The organism is Cytobacillus solani (assembly GCF_006704205.1).
In the GTDB taxonomy this organism is placed as follows: Bacteria; Bacillota; Bacilli; order Bacillales; family Cytobacillaceae; genus Cytobacillus; species Cytobacillus solani.
This window is the reverse complement of sequence record NZ_CP041305.1, coordinates 3,712,154-3,727,721: the sequence shown is the minus strand read 5'-3', so window position 1 is coordinate 3,727,721 and position 15,568 is coordinate 3,712,154. Positions and strand designations below refer to the sequence as shown.

General features: G+C 37.5%; 19 protein-coding genes. 4 read left to right on the top strand and 15 right to left on the bottom strand.

Going from position 1 to position 15,568, the window contains the following annotated elements; all coding sequences use genetic code 11:
• Positions 1 to 56 precede the first annotated feature (56 nt).
• From FI644_RS18685 to FI644_RS18655, 7 genes are all read right to left on the bottom strand, one after another.
• The gene (locus FI644_RS18685; RefSeq protein WP_142108706.1) at positions 57 to 935 is read right to left on the bottom strand and encodes a metal ABC transporter permease; all 879 of its coding nucleotides are present in this window, start codon (positions 933 to 935) and stop codon (positions 57 to 59) included.
• Positions 925 to 1,866 (bottom strand): metal ABC transporter permease, encoded by a 942-nt coding sequence (locus tag FI644_RS18680; protein WP_053476720.1) that lies wholly within the window; start codon positions 1,864 to 1,866, stop codon positions 925 to 927. The genes FI644_RS18685 and FI644_RS18680 overlap by 11 nt, the downstream gene beginning before the upstream one ends.
• 10 nt (positions 1,867 to 1,876) lie before the next feature.
• Positions 1,877 to 2,626, bottom strand: coding sequence for a metal ABC transporter ATP-binding protein (locus tag FI644_RS18675; RefSeq protein WP_053476721.1), 750 nt, complete (start codon positions 2,624 to 2,626; stop codon positions 1,877 to 1,879).
• Positions 2,627 to 2,637: 11 nt separating this feature from the next.
• Complete coding sequence (locus FI644_RS18670; protein ID WP_053476722.1) at positions 2,638 to 3,564, bottom strand: metal ABC transporter solute-binding protein, Zn/Mn family; 927 nt, start codon at positions 3,562 to 3,564, stop codon at positions 2,638 to 2,640.
• A gap of 204 nt (positions 3,565 to 3,768) precedes the next feature.
• Entirely contained in the window at positions 3,769 to 4,380 is a 612-nt protein-coding gene (wrbA, locus tag FI644_RS18665; protein WP_053477573.1) for an NAD(P)H:quinone oxidoreductase, read from the bottom strand.
• Between the two features lie 177 nt (positions 4,381 to 4,557).
• Positions 4,558 to 5,163, bottom strand: a complete 606-nt coding sequence (locus FI644_RS18660; RefSeq protein WP_142108705.1) for an alpha/beta hydrolase — start codon at positions 5,161 to 5,163, stop codon at positions 4,558 to 4,560.
• A gap of 177 nt (positions 5,164 to 5,340) precedes the next feature.
• Positions 5,341 to 5,628, bottom strand: a complete 288-nt coding sequence (locus tag FI644_RS18655; protein WP_053476724.1) for a hypothetical protein — start codon at positions 5,626 to 5,628, stop codon at positions 5,341 to 5,343.
• A gap of 304 nt (positions 5,629 to 5,932) precedes the next feature.
• Between FI644_RS18655 and cspD the strand changes: the two genes are divergently transcribed.
• Entirely contained in the window at positions 5,933 to 6,133 is a 201-nt protein-coding gene (cspD, locus tag FI644_RS18650; protein ID WP_053476725.1) for a cold-shock protein CspD, read from the top strand.
• A 45-nt stretch (positions 6,134 to 6,178) separates the two neighbouring features.
• On the opposite strand, the gene FI644_RS18645 is transcribed toward cspD, so the two are convergent.
• Complete coding sequence (locus FI644_RS18645; protein WP_075209173.1) at positions 6,179 to 6,355, bottom strand: zinc-finger domain-containing protein; 177 nt, start codon at positions 6,353 to 6,355, stop codon at positions 6,179 to 6,181.
• 32 nt (positions 6,356 to 6,387) lie between these two features.
• Positions 6,388 to 7,044 carry a reverse transcriptase-like protein gene (locus FI644_RS18640; protein WP_142108704.1) on the bottom strand — a complete coding sequence of 219 codons (657 nt, stop codon included), beginning with the start codon at positions 7,042 to 7,044 and terminating at the stop codon, positions 6,388 to 6,390.
• 150 nt (positions 7,045 to 7,194) lie between these two features.
• Between FI644_RS18640 and FI644_RS18635 the strand changes: the two genes are divergently transcribed.
• Together FI644_RS18635 and FI644_RS18630 are read left to right on the top strand one after the other, a co-directional pair.
• A complete protein-coding gene (locus FI644_RS18635) occupies positions 7,195 to 7,581 on the top strand; it encodes a reverse transcriptase-like protein (RefSeq protein ID WP_053476727.1) in 387 nt (128 codons plus the stop codon).
• An 18-nt stretch (positions 7,582 to 7,599) separates the two neighbouring features.
• On the top strand, positions 7,600 to 8,526 hold the full coding sequence (locus FI644_RS18630; RefSeq protein WP_053476728.1) for a DMT family transporter: 927 nt from the start codon (positions 7,600 to 7,602) through the stop codon (positions 8,524 to 8,526).
• Between the two features lie 171 nt (positions 8,527 to 8,697).
• On the opposite strand, the gene FI644_RS18625 is transcribed toward FI644_RS18630, so the two are convergent.
• Positions 8,698 to 8,973 carry a DUF6123 family protein gene (locus tag FI644_RS18625; RefSeq protein ID WP_053476729.1) on the bottom strand — a complete coding sequence of 92 codons (276 nt, stop codon included), beginning with the start codon at positions 8,971 to 8,973 and terminating at the stop codon, positions 8,698 to 8,700.
• Positions 8,974 to 9,037: 64 nt separating this feature from the next.
• Positions 9,038 to 9,496, bottom strand: a complete 459-nt coding sequence (locus FI644_RS18620; protein ID WP_053476730.1) for a divergent PAP2 family protein — start codon at positions 9,494 to 9,496, stop codon at positions 9,038 to 9,040.
• A 100-nt stretch (positions 9,497 to 9,596) separates the two neighbouring features.
• Between FI644_RS18620 and sspL the strand changes: the two genes are divergently transcribed.
• Positions 9,597 to 9,734, top strand: coding sequence for a small, acid-soluble spore protein L (gene sspL, locus FI644_RS18615; RefSeq protein WP_053476731.1), 138 nt, complete (start codon positions 9,597 to 9,599; stop codon positions 9,732 to 9,734).
• A gap of 33 nt (positions 9,735 to 9,767) precedes the next feature.
• Here the strand turns inward: sspL and FI644_RS18610 are convergent, their stop codons facing one another.
• From FI644_RS18610 to FI644_RS18595, 4 genes are all read right to left on the bottom strand, one after another.
• On the bottom strand, positions 9,768 to 10,655 hold the full coding sequence (locus tag FI644_RS18610) for a 5'-3' exonuclease (RefSeq protein ID WP_053477574.1): 888 nt from the start codon (positions 10,653 to 10,655) through the stop codon (positions 9,768 to 9,770).
• 105 nt (positions 10,656 to 10,760) lie between these two features.
• Complete coding sequence (locus tag FI644_RS18605) at positions 10,761 to 11,606, bottom strand: sulfurtransferase (protein ID WP_053476732.1); 846 nt, start codon at positions 11,604 to 11,606, stop codon at positions 10,761 to 10,763.
• Entirely contained in the window at positions 11,603 to 11,794 is a 192-nt protein-coding gene (locus tag FI644_RS26650; protein ID WP_053476733.1) for a hypothetical protein, read from the bottom strand. The genes FI644_RS18605 and FI644_RS26650 overlap by 4 nt, the downstream gene beginning before the upstream one ends.
• Before the next feature lie 4 nt (positions 11,795 to 11,798).
• A complete protein-coding gene (locus FI644_RS18595; protein ID WP_142108703.1) occupies positions 11,799 to 15,458 on the bottom strand; it encodes a dynamin family protein in 3,660 nt (1,219 codons plus the stop codon).
• Positions 15,459 to 15,568: the final 110 nt, after the last annotated feature.

The window sequence follows — 15,568 nt, the reverse complement described above, 5'->3', positions numbered from 1 at the left end:
AGGAAAAACATGGTACAATAAAAAAGCTCCTCATTAAAATAACGAGGAGCTTACACTCAATCCATTTTTAACCTTTTCATTGAAATTTTCTTCGATAGTAACCCTTTTGTTGGTGAGAATAAGAAAACTAAAGCAAAGATGATTCCATTAATCGTTGCCATGCTTCCTGAAATTGACACGTCTAGCCAGCTAGCAAGATAATAGCCGATCACAGCTGCTGCAACCCCTATTAATGCGCTTAAAAGAAGCATGATACTTAATTTATCCGTTATTAAATAGGCGGAGGCACCGGGGGCAATCAGCATAGCGACAACTAGAATGGCTCCTACACTATCAAAGGAGGCCACCGTTGTAATAGATACTAATCCCATTAACAAATAGTGGATTAGCAAGACTGGTATACCGATGGCAGCGGCCATTTGAGGATCAAATGAAGTAATCTTCAGTTCTTTATAAAATAATCCAATAATAACTAGGTTAATGACTAGCACCGTTGATAGCATCAAGAATGCTTTTGGAAGCTCTGGAAGGAAGCCCCATTGCACGAGATCCCAAGGAACAAAAGTAATTTCTCCCATTAGCGCATGATCCACATCTAAATGAACATCATCTGCAAACACTGTAATCAAAATAACCCCTACGGCAAACAGAAATGTGAACACTACCCCAATTGAAGCATCCTCCTGTATCCCAGCCTGATGGAGCATTTGGACACCTACGGCAGTGAGTAAGCCGACAACAGCTGCCCCAATTAGCATATAAACTCCACTCATGCTTTGACTGACGATAAACGCGAGTACAATCCCAAGCAAGACAGTATGACTAATCGCGTCAGCAAGCATTGAGAGTTTCCTCAATATCAAAAAGCAGCCGGTAATTCCACACGTAATCCCAGCTAAGGAACCTACAATTAAAATACAAGACTCATAGCTCATGAAAACCGCTCCTTTTTTCTCCCTGCAGAAGCTTATTCCTTCTAAGCTGCTTATTATTTGCCATTCTTTTTACCCACTTTGTTACTAAACCTCTTTCAGGAGCAAACAGCATCGAAAGAAGAAATAATGCCGTTGCAGTTACAACGATGAATGGCCCTGTCGGGAGTCCCTCACCTATCGTACTTATAAGCGTTCCTGCCATGCCTGATAAAGCGCCAAATATACCAGATATAACAATCATTTTACTTAATGAATTCGTCCAATATCGTGCAGCAATCGCAGGCGTAATAAGGAGAGCAGCCATTAAAATGACCCCTACTGCCTGAATTCCAACGACAACAGCAGCAACTAGCAGGGAGAGGAAAAGAAAATTCAGCAAGCCTGTTGGCAATCCAAGCCCTTTAGCAAATGAAGGATCAAAGGTTAATACCTTCAGTTCTTTAAAAATTAATGCTGTTATAAAAATTAAAACGGCTGCTGCACCTGCCATTAGTTTCACATCATTTCCAACTAGAGAAGCAGCCTGACCGAAAATGAAATCATCTAACCCACTCTTATTACCGGATGGAGTCTGAGATACCTTTGTTAAAAGTACAATTCCAAAGCCGAAAAACACAGATAAAACTAAGCAGATGGCGGCATCTTCTTTAATAATTGATGAAGAAATAATGAACTGAATACAATAGGCAGCCAATAGTCCTGTCATGGTTGCCCCAATCAATAAGACAAATAAAGATTTTTCCCCGGAAAGCAAGAATGCAATACATATGCCTGGCAGCGCCGCATGTGCTACAGCATCCCCTATTAAACTCTGTTTTCTTAAAAGTGCAATGCTTCCAAGAACTCCGCTTGCAACTCCTAGCAGCATCGTCCCGATCAATACCCACTGAGTATTCGCATCAAAAAGAATCATTTTCAAAAGATCGTTCATCCTCAGCACCTCATTTTTGTTCTACAACCAATTGGTCTTTTTCCAAAAAGGATAGTTTTCCGCCATACGTTCGATGCAGATTCTCAAGTGTAAATACTTCCTCTGTTGCTCCAGCAGCAACGGTGTTGACGTTTAATAAAATGACATGATCAAAATATTCTTTGACGGTCTGCAGATCATGATGAACAACTAGAACGGTTTTTCCTTGCCTTTTCAATTCATTTAATAATTCAATGATGGCTCTTTCTGTGGCTGCATCTACCCCTACGAACGGTTCATCCATGAAATAAACCTTTGCATCCTGTGCAAGAGCACGTGCTAGAAAGACTCTTTGCTGCTGTCCTCCTGATAACTGGCTGATTTGTCTGCTTGCGTATTCCTCCATTCCAACTTTCTTTAAACATTCCATAGCTATTTCTGTATCCTTTTTTCCAGGACGCTTAAACCAGCCGACATGGCCATATCGCCCCATTAATACAACATCAAGGGCATTTGTCGGAAAATCCCAGTCTACAGAACCTCTTTGTGGAACATAACCAACAACTCTATCTTTTGCGCGATATTTTTTATCATAAATTTTTATTTCCCCAGCCGCTTTTGGTATCAAGCCCAAAATAGCTTTAATCAATGTCGACTTTCCAGCCCCATTCGGTCCGATGATTCCAATTAACTTACCTTCAGGCACTTCAAAGCTGACATTTGATAAAACAGGCTTTTTCTGATAAGCAACTGTTAGATTTTCCACAACAACAGGCTTCATTTTACTCCCTCCTATTTAATTGATTCTGAAATAGTTTTCACGTTATGTTTATACATGCCAATATAAGTACCCTCATCCGTTCCTTCTTTACCCATCGCGTCTGAGTATAATTCTCCGCCGATTTTCACTTTATGCCCTTTTTTCTTAGCCCCTTCAATGACCGCATTGATGGAACGTTCAGAAATACTTGATTCAATAAACACCGCTTTAATATTTCTCTTAACTAATGTATCTACTAATTTTTGGACATCTCCGAGACCATACTCCGAATCTGTACTTAGACCTTGCAGCCCCATCACTTCCATATCAAATGCCTTGCCAAAGTATCCAAATGCATCATGTGCAGTGACAAGCACTCTTTGCTCCTCCGGAATTCGGGCCATTTCCTCAGCAGCATACGCATGTAATTCATTAAGCTGTTTAAAATAGTTTTGCGCATTTTCCTCATAGTAGGCCTCATTATCAGGGTCTATTTCAATCAAGCCTGTTTTCACTTCCTCCAGTGCCTGTTTCCATAGGTTTATATCGAACCACACATGTGGATCATACGCATAGCTGCCACCGTTTGCAGATAATAGCGATTCTTTATCGATTGCTTCGGCAATCGCATAGGTTGGTTTCGTTTTGTTTATTCTCTCTAATACATCAAGCATTTTCCCCTCAAGGTGAAGACCACTGTAGAAAATAATATCGGCTTTTTCAAGCTTAGCTATATCCCCTTGTGTTGCTTTATATAAATGTGGATCTGTTCCTGGTCCCATCAGACTTTTTACAGCTACTTTCTCCCCGCCAATATGTTTAACCGCATCAGCAATTTGCCCAATCGTAGTAGTTACGATTATTTTGCTGTCATCATTTCCTTCATTAACCTTCTGCTTCGAACAAGCGCTGACAAAGATCAAAGAAATAACAAGAAATATCCCTACTATTTTTTTCATCTTTTCCCATCTCCCTTTTTTATGATTTTTGTTACAGCCTCTTAAATGAGTCTATGCACTTTTTTTACTTAAGTGCACATATTTTTTGTTTATCCACTTGTTTTATATTAAACTATAAAAGTTTCCCTTATGCAACATTTTAAGCTTGGACAAAATAAAAAAATCGGCTTTCACCGATTTTTTGTTTTATACTTATTTAATTAATTATTGATTTCCTTTTTTCACCCATTCCGCAACAGTGACAGTACGTTTTGCTTGATGTTTAACTGCTGCCTGAACATCCTCAATCATCTTTCCGTCCTGCCCTACTGTTACACTAGTTCCATAAGGATTCCCGCCGGCAGCAAATGTGACTGGATCTGTAAAACCAGGTGCTGCAACAATGGCACCCCAATGATACATGGTAGTATAGAGTGATAAAATAGTAGCCTCTTGTCCTCCGTGTGGGTTCTGTGCTGAGCTCATCGCACTTACTACTTTATTGGCAAGCTTCCCATGGAACCACAAACCGCCTGTTGTATCTATAAAGGCTTGAACCTGTGAGGCTATATTTCCAAAGCGTGTTGGCACACTGAAAATAATGGCATCTGCCCATTCTAAATCATTTAAGGTCACTTCTGGTACATCCTTAGTTGCTTCCGTATGTGCTTTCCATGCAGGATTTGATTCAATGGCTGCTTGTGGAGCTGTTTCAGGAATTTTTAATACCTTCACCTCGGCACCTGCGTCTTTTGCACCTTCCTCAGCCCATTTTGCTAATTGAAAGTTAGTGCCTCCGGAACTGTAATAGATTACCGCTAGCTTTACATTTGTCATTGTTTGTTCCTCCTGATCATTTGTTCTGCCAAATAATTTATTTAAAAAACCCAATTTCTACACCCCTAGTTTATTCTTATGCTAATCAACCCCCTATTCTAAAAACAATTGATTCATATAAAATCTTGTCCTTAAAAAGGGAGATTATTCTTGATGACAACATCCTAATTAATATTTTTAAATTTGTTTTCGAAACCATTCTGCTGCCGCAGCAACCTCATCAAATGTCAGCTGATGGCCGCGATTTTCCCAGTGTAAAAGAACGTTAGCATTTGCATTTTCCAATAAAAATTTTAGTTCTTCCGATTCCTCAGAAGGACATATCGGATCGTTCTTCCCTGCACCAATAAACACTTTTTTTCCTGTTAAGTCGGGCAATTCAATCCCTCTTCTTGGAACCATTGGATGATGAAGGATCGCTCCTTTCAATGCATCTTGATAATGAAATAATAAACTTGCCGCAATATTCGCTCCGTTGGAATAGCCAACAGCAATTACATTATGTCTATCAAATCCATATGAAATTGAAGCCTCATCAAGAAACGCATATAATTCCTTCGTTCGAAATACGAGATCCTCTTCATCAAAAACACCCTCGGCTAATCGCCGAAAAAACCGAGGCATTCCATTTTCAAGCACATTTCCCCGGACACTTAACACTGAAGCCTCTTTGTCGATTTCTTTAGCAAGCGGCAATAAATCTAATTCATTACCTCCTGTACCATGAAGTAATAATAAAGTTGGTTTAATTAAATCTGTTCCTTTTTCGAAAATATGCTTCATGCTTTTTTCTCCTTTTTTATATTTTTTCATTACTTGCCGAAAATAATCATTTGAATTTAATTATTTTTAATTAAATAATCTCTAATTCAAGATAATAATGGATTGTTACTTTTTTGTCAAACATGATTATCGTTCCTTCTAAAAGAAAAAGATCGGCAACTAGCCGATTTTAATAATTTACTGCTTGTATTTTTTAAGCGTTAAATTATTTTGAATGTACCAATTCTCCTCACTGACAATATTTGAGACTGTTAACATGAAAGAAGGGAGTTTTTCAACATTAAAGACAATTATGCCTACGTAGTCATTTATGATTACAAAAGATTCACCATGTGAGTATGTTTGAAGTTCACTTCCAAGCTGGAGGATCGTGCTTACAATAGCCTGTTTAATTTCTGGCTCAATTTCAATATGTGGAGAAAATCGCAAAATCCATTCCTGACTGCCAATAGAAAATCGGTACATTGCTTCACCCTCTTGCTTAAAAAGAGTATAATTAATAATAGCTATGAGAAAATTTGATAATTATGAATAAGAATTAAATCTAGTAAAGAAGTAATTTTTTAATATTTCGAATTTTTAATAGTTTTTTGTGAAAATCCTGTGAAACTCCTTGACTGATAATGAAGTATCGTGTATATTAAAGGCATCATTTAACAGAATATATTTCCGTTATTTCTAGAAAATATCTGTTGTGTAGGATGTTGAGTGATAATATTCATCGAAGACACCTTTAACGTGTCTTGAAAGGTTTAGGAGGAAAAGTTACATGCAAAACGGTAAAGTAAAATGGTTCAATAATGAAAAAGGTTTTGGTTTTATCGAAGTTGAAGGCGGAGACGATGTATTCGTACACTTCACAGCTATCACTGGCGAAGGCTTCAAATCATTAGAAGAAGGTCAAGAAGTTTCTTTCGAAATCGTTGAAGGCAACCGTGGACCACAAGCTGCAAACGTTGTTAAACTATAATCTAATAAATAATCAGGCTGGCATCTTGCCAGCCTTTATTTATTCTCAAGACAATTTACTGCCAATTGCCTTTATTTTCTCGCCAACTGTACATTTTGAAATACAGAATTTATGCGCATATAGACGACCTTTATCAGCCTTATGATGCTTATAAAGAAAACATCCATCGCAGTAATTGTTTAATAATTCCTCAACTTCATTAAATAATTGCTTTCGTTTCAATCCCTGACACCGTCCTTTCACCTCACATCAGCTTAAATAATTTGCATCTTACTATTGATCACTTTCCCTTCAAGTGCTTGGGTTGCAAGCTTATCTGCTTCTTTATTTTCAGTTCTGGGGATTGGAGTAAACTTTGCATCAACCTTCAGTGATTTCAGCTTTTCTTCAATTCGATCAAGCCAGCGATTTAAGTTTTCTTCGTAGCATGGCCATTCCCCTTTTAGCTGCATTAACACACCTTGTGCATCTCCTTTAAACTCACAGGTCATGTGGTGAACTCCCATTTCTTCAAGCATATTAACTGTATAATACATTGCAGCATACTCTGCTTCGCTATTATTTTCAATTTCATCAAACAGCTCATTCGAGCGAATACGGTATTTCTTTTTCCCTTGCTTAAAATAAATGACCGCTCCTAACCCCGCTTGGAAAGTCTTTTTATTAAATCCGCCATCAAAATAAATGGTCAAGTCATGTGGATCCTCTTCAATTTCTTCTAATAGCTTTTTCATTTCCTTTGTGATCCAGGTTGTGCCACGCTCGTCATGATAAATAACCTCGGAAGTCTTTCCACTCCTTTCAAGGTCTTCGCCTATTTGTAATGCCAACTCTCCATCTAACCAATCTGATGTAAAAATGGTTCCTTCTGTTCCTTTTAGTTTATATTTCCATTCTAATTTATATTTCATTTTTTTCAGCCTTTCTTATGATAAACTAATTTTATCGCAGATTAACGGGCAGTAAGAACCTAACTGATAGAAGTTTCACTTTATCTTACCCTGATATGCCCTTTGATAATAAGTATGGTGAATCTGAATTAAATATTGGAGGAGTTTCTATTGATTGAAGTATATATAGATGGAGCAAGTGCTGGCAATCCTGGACCAAGTGGTGCTGGCATTTTTATAAATTATGATGGCAAAGTAGAAAAATTCTCTATCCCTCTTGGAAATATGGAAAATCATGCAGCAGAATTTCAAGCCTTAATTCAAGCACTTGAAATCTGTATAAAGAATAATTACAAGGTCGTTTCGTTTCGAACGGATTCCCAAGCAGTGAACCGAGCGATTGAAAAGGAATATGTAAAAAATAAAGGATATGCCCCTCTTTTAGAAAAAGCTTTAGGATTAAGCAAGCAGTTAGATTTATTTTTCATGAAATGGGTTCCTAGCAGCGAAAACAAAACAGCTGATGAACTCGCTAGAGCTGCCATACGATTAAACTAGACGGAAGGAGAAACTCGATTGAAAAAAAACGTTTTCTTTGCAGATGCAAGCCTTTTACTTGTTGCATTTATTTGGGGAGCTACATTTGTCATTGTCCAAAACGCCATTGCCTTTTTAGAGCCTCATTCTTTTAATGGATTAAGATTTTTAATTGCAGCCAGCTTGCTGTGTGCTTGGCTTCTCATTTTTGAAATAGAACAGCTAAAACAATTAAACTGGAAAATAGTCGTTTCGGGAATCATAATTGGGATCTGGCTATTTATCGGCTATGCCTTTCAAACAATGGGGCTATTATATACATCATCATCTAAAGCTGGCTTTATCACAGGACTAAGCGTAGTATTGGTTCCATTATTTTCATTGCTATTATTAAAAAGTAAGCCTGGAATGAATGCAATAATTGGTGTATCCATTGCTACAGTTGGTTTATATTTACTGACAATGACCGATCGGGTTGGATTAAATATTGGTGATGGACTTGTATTTATTTGTGCAATTGGATTTGCCATGCATATTATCTTTACTGGGAAGTACAGCAGTCATTTTCCTTCACTGCTATTAACAGTTATCCAAATTACAACCGTTTCCGTCCTGTCGATTGTATTCGCATTTTTTACTGAGGACTGGAGACAGGCGATCAATCCTGAGGTGATCTTTCAAGGAAATGTAATATCTGCTTTAGTCATTACTTCTGTCTTTGCAACAGCACTTGCATTTTTTGCACAAACAAGATTCCAAAAATTCACAACACCGACGAGAGTTGCCCTTATTTTTGCGATGGAACCTGTATTTGCAGCTGGAACAGCTTTTCTCTGGGCAAATGAACGACTTTCATATAGTGCAATCATTGGCTGCCTTCTCATCTTTGCTGGAATGATTTTTGCAGAAGTCCCACTGAAAAAGACGCAGCAGCTCTTAAAAAAGAAACAGAAAGAGGCAATGTAAGAAAATCGTAAGCGTCTTCGGAACAAGCAAAACCCTCTTGTTCGTGCGATGTGTCACTGTCGATGCTCTTCTTTTCCTGTCGCATTATCGAACAATAGGACGTCCTGTACGTCATGGGTAAGACGCTTACGCTAGACAAAAAAGGCATGTTTTCGGCACGCGTTTCTAGAATTAAATAGAAATTAAATCTTTTTCTTTGACATATTTTATAGCTTCAGGCCTCGTTTTTATTTGATTTGAAACAAGCATTTCAAGCAATGAAACATAGAAGCTTCCGTCAAAACCTTTTTGTGCCTTTAATGTTAATTCAATCGCTGTATTTGTCAGTTCATCTGAAGCATTAGTGTATTGTTTGCCAAATTGAATAAAACCGATTGCATCTTCTTGAAGCTGAAATCCTTTTCCCTGTAAAAATTGTATATATTCTTCCACTGTCATTAAAGACATGCCATCCCACTCCCTTTACTCCCAAAGCCCTATTTATTTTATCGCAAATTTTGACAATTATCTATTATTTTTTTGTTAATTTATGGCCGATTAATCCTGTTACCACTCCTAGCAATGCTCCGCCAATTACTTCTGCGGGCTGATGCCCTAGCATTTCTTTCAGCTTTCTTGGCTTTTCTTCTTTAAATTCGACTGCCTCATCTTTATGGATTTTCTCCATTAGTTCACCCATACTATTCACTTTTAATGTTAATTCCCCTGTCTGTCTTCTAATTCCCTGTGCATCATACATAACAATTAATCCATAGATAAGGGAAAGAGCAAAATCAATGGTCGGCAATCCGCGTTTTAACGCAATAAATGTAGTTAATGACGCTACTCCCGCAGAGTGAGAGCTTGGCATCCCGCCTGTTTGAAAAAACAATTCAGGACGAAATTCATTTTTCTTAATAAAATGGATTGGAATCTTTAACCCTTGAGCCAGTCCTATACTTAATAAGGCAATGTAAACCCCTTTATTCATAATCAATTCACCTCTACCTCTAGTGTGAAGAAATCGGAGTGATATTATTCTTTTAGGAAATACTACTACTTGCGAGGAAAAATTATAGGAGGTATCACAAATGAGTAACCGTAAGAACCGAAATCGAGGAACCAAAGCACCTGGTGTGACACCACAAGGTTATGGGCAGGATGCTGAATTTGCTGAAGAACCAAAAAGTAAATTAGAGAATGCGGCGAAAAAGAAAAATACAAAGTAAAAAAGTGCTGTCTCAAATTGAGACAGCACTTTTTTATGCATATTCTTTTATATCCAGAAAACGATGAAGTCCACGGAATTCAATTTCCTCGAACTTGCCCATTACCTTATCGCGGTTAAATTGGAAAATGGCTTTATTTATATCATATTGAATAGGAACATCGCATTTAATTTCTGCTAGCTGGCGACTTAAATGCAGCATTTCAAGATCTTGCTCGATCTTTTGCCTTTGTCCCTTTGTAAGCAGTTCTAAATTAGCAAGTACACCTTCTATATGCTCGTATTGCTGTAAAAGCTTCAGGGCAGTTTTTTCTCCAATGCCTTTCACTCCTGGATAATTATCGCTAGAATCACCCATAAATGCTTTTAAATCAATCATTTGTTTCGGTAGAATGCCTTTTGCTTCAAAAAAGGTATCCTTTGTATGAACTAAATAGTTCCCATAGCCTTTTTGTAATAAAGCAACGGTAATATGTTCATCTATCAGCTGCAGAATATCTTGATCTCCCGTTATGATTCTAACACTCGCATCTCCCCCGACATCTTTGGCAATCGTTCCAATACAGTCATCTGCTTCATAGCCTGCCAGTCCGATATTAGGCACATCGAAGGCTTCAACCATTTCCTTTACTAAATCGAATTGAGGAATCAATTCAACGGGAGCATCAGGTCGATTTGCTTTATACCCATCATACATGTCAGTCCTAAACGTTTTGCTTCCCATATCCCAACATACGGCTACATGGGATGGATTGAATGTGGAAACTGCAGTTAGAAAATGCTTCACAAATCCATATACTCCATTAGTTGGAATCCCTTTCGAATTGATCATAAACTGCCCTGTAACAGCAGTGGCAAAATAGGCTCTAAATAATAAAGCCATTCCATCTACTAGCATAAATGAAGGTTTTTTTTCATTAATCAATTTTTTCTCTCCCATGTCCTTTATTTCATAAATACCATTATAACATGGGTCTTGTGTGAATAAGAATGTAAACTTTTACAACTAGGATAGCTGAAAATATCCTTATCTAACATTTTTTCCCGTTTCCACTTCGTTTTCTTCATATGTGATCCAATCGCTGAAGCTTCCGGCGTATAGTTTGACATTGTTATAGCCTGCCATCTTAAGTGCGATGAAGTTTGGCGTTGCTGTCACTCCTGAACCACAGTAGACAATCACTTGCTTATCTTTATCTATTTCTTTAAATCTTTTCTCTTGTTCTTTAATGGATTTGATACGGCCATTTTCAAAGCCTTCCGTCCAAACTTTATTAATTGCTCCCGGAATATGGCCCGCTTTTTTATCAATCGGCTCTTCCATGCCTAAATAGCGTTTATTTTCTCTAGAATCGATGATAACTGTTTCGTCATTCTTCGCTTCAACCATTTTCTTTACCTCTTCCTGCGAGGCAAATATTTTATCGTTCAAATGAACCTTAAATTCTGTCTTTAAATACGTTGGTATAGTGTCATTTGTTGGATATCCAGCATCTTTCCAGGCTTTATATCCTCCATTCAAAATATAAACCTTTTCATGACCAACATAATTTAATAGCCACCATAGACGAGCAGCATATGAACCTTCGCCACCATCGTATGCGATGACAGTTGTTTCCTCAGAAATTCCAGCGAGACTAAACGTTTCCTGTAAATCTTCGATAGCAGGTAATGGATGTCTGCCGCCATGTACAGAAACAGGACCTGATAAATCCTTTGATAAATGGAAATAAACTGCTCCTGGAATATGATCCTTTACGTAAGAGTCGTACCCTTCCTCAGATAAACCCAAATTATATCGGCAATCGGCAATTCGAATATTCTTATCCTGTAAATGCTCCAGCAGCCATTCTTTCTCAATAAAATAATTCATCGGTTCTTCTCCTCCATTCGCTTATTGATTAATTCTTGGACATGTTTTTTCGGTGTCCAGCAGTTAAACTGATAATTGGGACGGGTTTCATAGCCCAAACGCTTACAAAAATAACTCATTCCCGTTTTAGTTTTTTCAGCATGGAAGTGGATACAGGTTGCACACGCATGAAAGGCTTCAATATTCATCTTTTCACCCTTTGCCCGTTATTTCCTTCTCCATTTCTTTTAGCTGTTCAATCGGGAAGTCATCCCTTAAGACAGCTAACAAACCATTATAGTATTCCTCTGCCTGCTCCATATGAACGGCTAGAAAACGAGCAAATTCTTCATTCAGCATGTCCTCATAATAATTTTTCAGCCGCATACTTTCCGTTTGCAAATAAATAGCAGAAGGGTCCTGCATATTTTCCTCAAGCTCATCACTTAGATGTTTCCGTTCGTTCTTCTCAAAAAAGGATTTCGGGTTTTTAAAATGAGCAAGTGCCTTTTTAAATTGGGCTTGGTCTTCATTCTGGAAAGCTGTTTCAAAATCGATGCCTTCAAGCTTTTTCCCTTCAAACGGACTAAACTTAAGCTCTAAATTAATTTCACGTGTTGAAGCAATTAGTCTATCCTGCGCTTCCTTTAGAAGTTTTCCGATATATACCTCCATTCGAACGGTTGTTGCTCTCAGCTCCTGAGCAAAATCAAAGCCGAAGCTTTGCAGAAAATCAGTGAGTGCCGTTTGCAGCGCTTTCTTTAAATTTCTTCCATCGTCTTTAAGGAGAGCTGGATTAAACGCTTCTTTAACAAAATCATTAAATCGTAAAAAAACACGCTGCCTTATATAATAGACAAGCTCGTCTGCTTCCTGTGTCAGCCTTTGTGAAAAAAAAGCTGCATCTTGCTTGCGAATCATATCTTCAATCATTTTTTGCTCATTTTCTAAATGATTTCGTCTCTGATTCTTACTTTCTTTATCGTCCTGGGATGATTGGATAAAGTTTCTAAGCTGCTCTAACACACGCTGCCATTCCATCTCAGCCGATGTTACGGATATTTCCATCAATTCATTCGTTATAAATGAATAAAAGCTTTCTTCAAAAATACTCAATTTTGACTCGGTCGCTGCCTTTTGATTTAGCTTTTCTGCCAATGCCTGGAGACTGGATAGGCCAAATAGATTCGGCCGGCGAATCCCATATTGGGTGAGCTGTTCTCTCACATACTCAAGTACAGAATCTTTTTCTTCCTCATTATTAGCTAAATCAATTGCATTCACAATGAAAAACATTTTATCAAGCTCGAATGAATCCTTTACACGACCAAGTTGAATGAGAAACTCGCGATCAGCCTTTGAAAATGCATGGTTATAATAAGTAACAAAAAGAATGGCATCTGAATTTTTAATATAATCAAAAGCAACGCCTGTATGGCGAGCATTAATCGAATCTGCTCCAGGTGTATCCACGAGCGTAATTCCCTGTCGAGTGAGCGCACAGTCATAATACACTTCGATCATTTCTACAAAACAAGATTTTTCCTCGATTGCCACATAATCCTTTAATTGATCTAGATCCGTCTCCACAGTTGTTCCAAGTACTTGACGGAATGCTTCAAACCCTCGTAAAAAAGCTTGTAAAAAGGCAAAGTGAGTCTTTTCATTTGCTTCAAAATCTATTTTTCCATTTATAACTTTAGCTATTTTTTTTAATGCATCATCAAAATCGATAGCGGTCAAATCAAATAATTTAAGTGAACGGCTCACATCGTCAAATAATATATGAGAATCCTTTACCTTTACTAACACCGTTCCATGTCCATGCTGCCCATTTATCGGCATAATTTTATTGATTGCCGCTGTTGTTGGATTTGGCGAAACTGGAAGAACCTTTTCTCCAATTAGTGCATTGGCAAAAGAAGATTTTCCTGCACTGAAAGCACCAAAAAGTGCAACAGTAAATTGCTTATTCTGAAGACGTTTTGCTTTTTGTACTAACTCTTCAGCCATTTTTTTAAAGCCTGGAACAGTTTGAACTTTTTTTGCCGTAAAGTTTAGTTTCTCTACTAAATTATGAATGGAAGATGGATCAAGACCTTTTTTATCTTTTATTAGTACATCGGTTTCTTCTTTAATATCCTGCTCGTCTTTTTCAGAATTTATGGATGATTCCTCTATTTGATAGACAATTTCTGCGTCCTCTGTTGCACTAGTTAATAATTGTTCCGTTTTTTCTTCCATTTGCTCCATTGAAAATTTCCCAGCTAGAAAATCAGAGACTTGTTTCTTGGATTGACCTTGAACTTCTTTTATACTTTTTAATCCTTCCCATGCATCCGCATAAATTTTTAATTGTTTGCATTCTTTTTCCAGCTTTTGCTTCTCATGCTCATTTATTGATTGCAGTGCTTCAAGGAATGAGGCTTTTAATGGCAATAAGCTATTTTTTGCTAGCTTTTTAACGAGCTCTGCCACTTCATTTGTATATTGGAGAACATAATCACCAGATAACATGGCCCCGTCCTTTACAGCTTGAACAAGCAACGATTCTGGCACATCTAGCTGAAAGCTTTGTGCTTTTGCCAAAAGTGCTGAATCATGAATATCAAATTTTTTCATTTCCTTCACATACAGTTCTTTTAAATGCCAATCAAGCTGTGATTGAACATTTTCTAAAAAGCCTTTATGAAATTGACTCAAACGAGATTCTCTTTCCTGTTCCGTCTTTTGCTTTGAAAAGAAAAGGCCGACCTTAAAATTAGATTGCCGTGACTCGATATACGCCTCAGCCAACTCTCTCGTTTGGAAAGGCATTAAATAGGCATTTTTTAATATTTCATCTACTTTATTGTTGAGACTATTTTCGGTAGTCGCTGCGATTGCTGTCATTTCAGCTAACATATTTCTGTTCGCTTCCAATTGTTCTGGTAATAACTTTCTCTCTTCAGAAGATAGTTCAGCTAGAATACCTTCGTATTTCTCTCTAGCTTCCCATTGTTTTTCCTCTAAAAAGATTAGATGCTCCTCCGTCAATTTTGTTAATGACTGTAAAACGGATTCAGGAAGCAATGATTTTCTTTTCGTGATCGTGTCTTCGATGAATTGCTGCAGGTCAGAAAACTCATTTTCTTCATAAAACAAATCCTTTAAAGAGGTGTAAAAGATTCTTGCCGGTTTTACTCCCCATGAGGCAAATGAATCCTGTACACTTGACTTAAATTCATCAAAGCTTAATTCATCGTCACGATGCTTATCAATTTGATTAATAATTAAATAAACTTGTTTCCCAGCAGCTGTTAATTCTTTTGTAAAAAGAAAGTTTAATTCAGACTGTACATGATTATAATCCATGACATAAAATACGAGATCAGCAAGATGCAGAGCGGACTCTGTTGCAATCCGGTGTGCATCATCTGTTGAATCAATGCCAGGTGTGTCCATAATTATGGCATCCTTCGGTAGGCTCGTGTTCGCATAGCTAATTTCAATCGAATGTATTTGGTCACCATCCTTGCAATATGATTTAATTTGATCATAATCATAAGGAGCCGGATAGATTCGCGATTTCCCTTCTTTAAAAACCACTTTTGCGTAACTATCTCCCGATTTGATTTTCACCAGATTAGCACTCGTTGGAATCGGACTGGATGGCAGTAAATTTTCACCAATGATTTGATTAATCATACTCGATTTCCCGGCAGAAAAATGCCCACAAAAGGCAATCGAATATTCCTCTTTATTGAGCTTCACGGCTAAATCCTTTGCCCTCTCAGCCGTCTTCTTATCTCCATTTGTATGAAAATAATCATATAAAGCAATTATTTTACTCATAAGTTCCGTTGCTTCTAGTTGTAATACCTTTTGAACCATGAATTCGTATCCCCTTGTTCATTAAATTTACTCTCTATTTTAAATGATTTTTCTAATAATTCCTATGTCTAGACAAAATAAAAAAACCAGGGGGGCACCTGGTTTCCATC

Bases quoted from the DNA above. Each gene is read 5' to 3' on its own strand.
- FI644_RS18685 (WP_142108706.1), bottom strand. From the start codon at position 935: ATGAGCTATGAGTCTTGTATTTTAATTGTAGGTTCCTTAGCTGGGATT.
- FI644_RS18680 (WP_053476720.1), bottom strand. From the start codon at position 1,866: ATGAACGATCTTTTGAAAATGATTCTTTTTGATGCGAATACTCAGTGG.
- FI644_RS18675 (WP_053476721.1), bottom strand. From the start codon at position 2,626: ATGAAGCCTGTTGTTGTGGAAAATCTAACAGTTGCTTATCAGAAAAAG.
- FI644_RS18670 (WP_053476722.1), bottom strand. From the start codon at position 3,564: ATGAAAAAAATAGTAGGGATATTTCTTGTTATTTCTTTGATCTTTGTC.
- wrbA (WP_053477573.1), bottom strand. From the start codon at position 4,380: ATGACAAATGTAAAGCTAGCGGTAATCTATTACAGTTCCGGAGGCACT.
- FI644_RS18660 (WP_142108705.1), bottom strand. From the start codon at position 5,163: ATGAAGCATATTTTCGAAAAAGGAACAGATTTAATTAAACCAACTTTA.
- FI644_RS18655 (WP_053476724.1), bottom strand. From the start codon at position 5,628: ATGTACCGATTTTCTATTGGCAGTCAGGAATGGATTTTGCGATTTTCT.
- cspD (WP_053476725.1), top strand. From the start codon at position 5,933: ATGCAAAACGGTAAAGTAAAATGGTTCAATAATGAAAAAGGTTTTGGT.
- FI644_RS18640 (WP_142108704.1), bottom strand. From the start codon at position 7,044: ATGAAATATAAATTAGAATGGAAATATAAACTAAAAGGAACAGAAGGA.
- FI644_RS18625 (WP_053476729.1), bottom strand. From the start codon at position 8,973: ATGTCTTTAATGACAGTGGAAGAATATATACAATTTTTACAGGGAAAA.
- FI644_RS18620 (WP_053476730.1), bottom strand. From the start codon at position 9,496: ATGAATAAAGGGGTTTACATTGCCTTATTAAGTATAGGACTGGCTCAA.
- sspL (WP_053476731.1), top strand. From the start codon at position 9,597: ATGAGTAACCGTAAGAACCGAAATCGAGGAACCAAAGCACCTGGTGTG.
- FI644_RS18605 (WP_053476732.1), bottom strand. From the start codon at position 11,606: ATGAATTATTTTATTGAGAAAGAATGGCTGCTGGAGCATTTACAGGAT.
- FI644_RS26650 (WP_053476733.1), bottom strand. From the start codon at position 11,794: ATGAATATTGAAGCCTTTCATGCGTGTGCAACCTGTATCCACTTCCAT.
- FI644_RS18595 (WP_142108703.1), bottom strand. From the start codon at position 15,458: ATGGTTCAAAAGGTATTACAACTAGAAGCAACGGAACTTATGAGTAAA.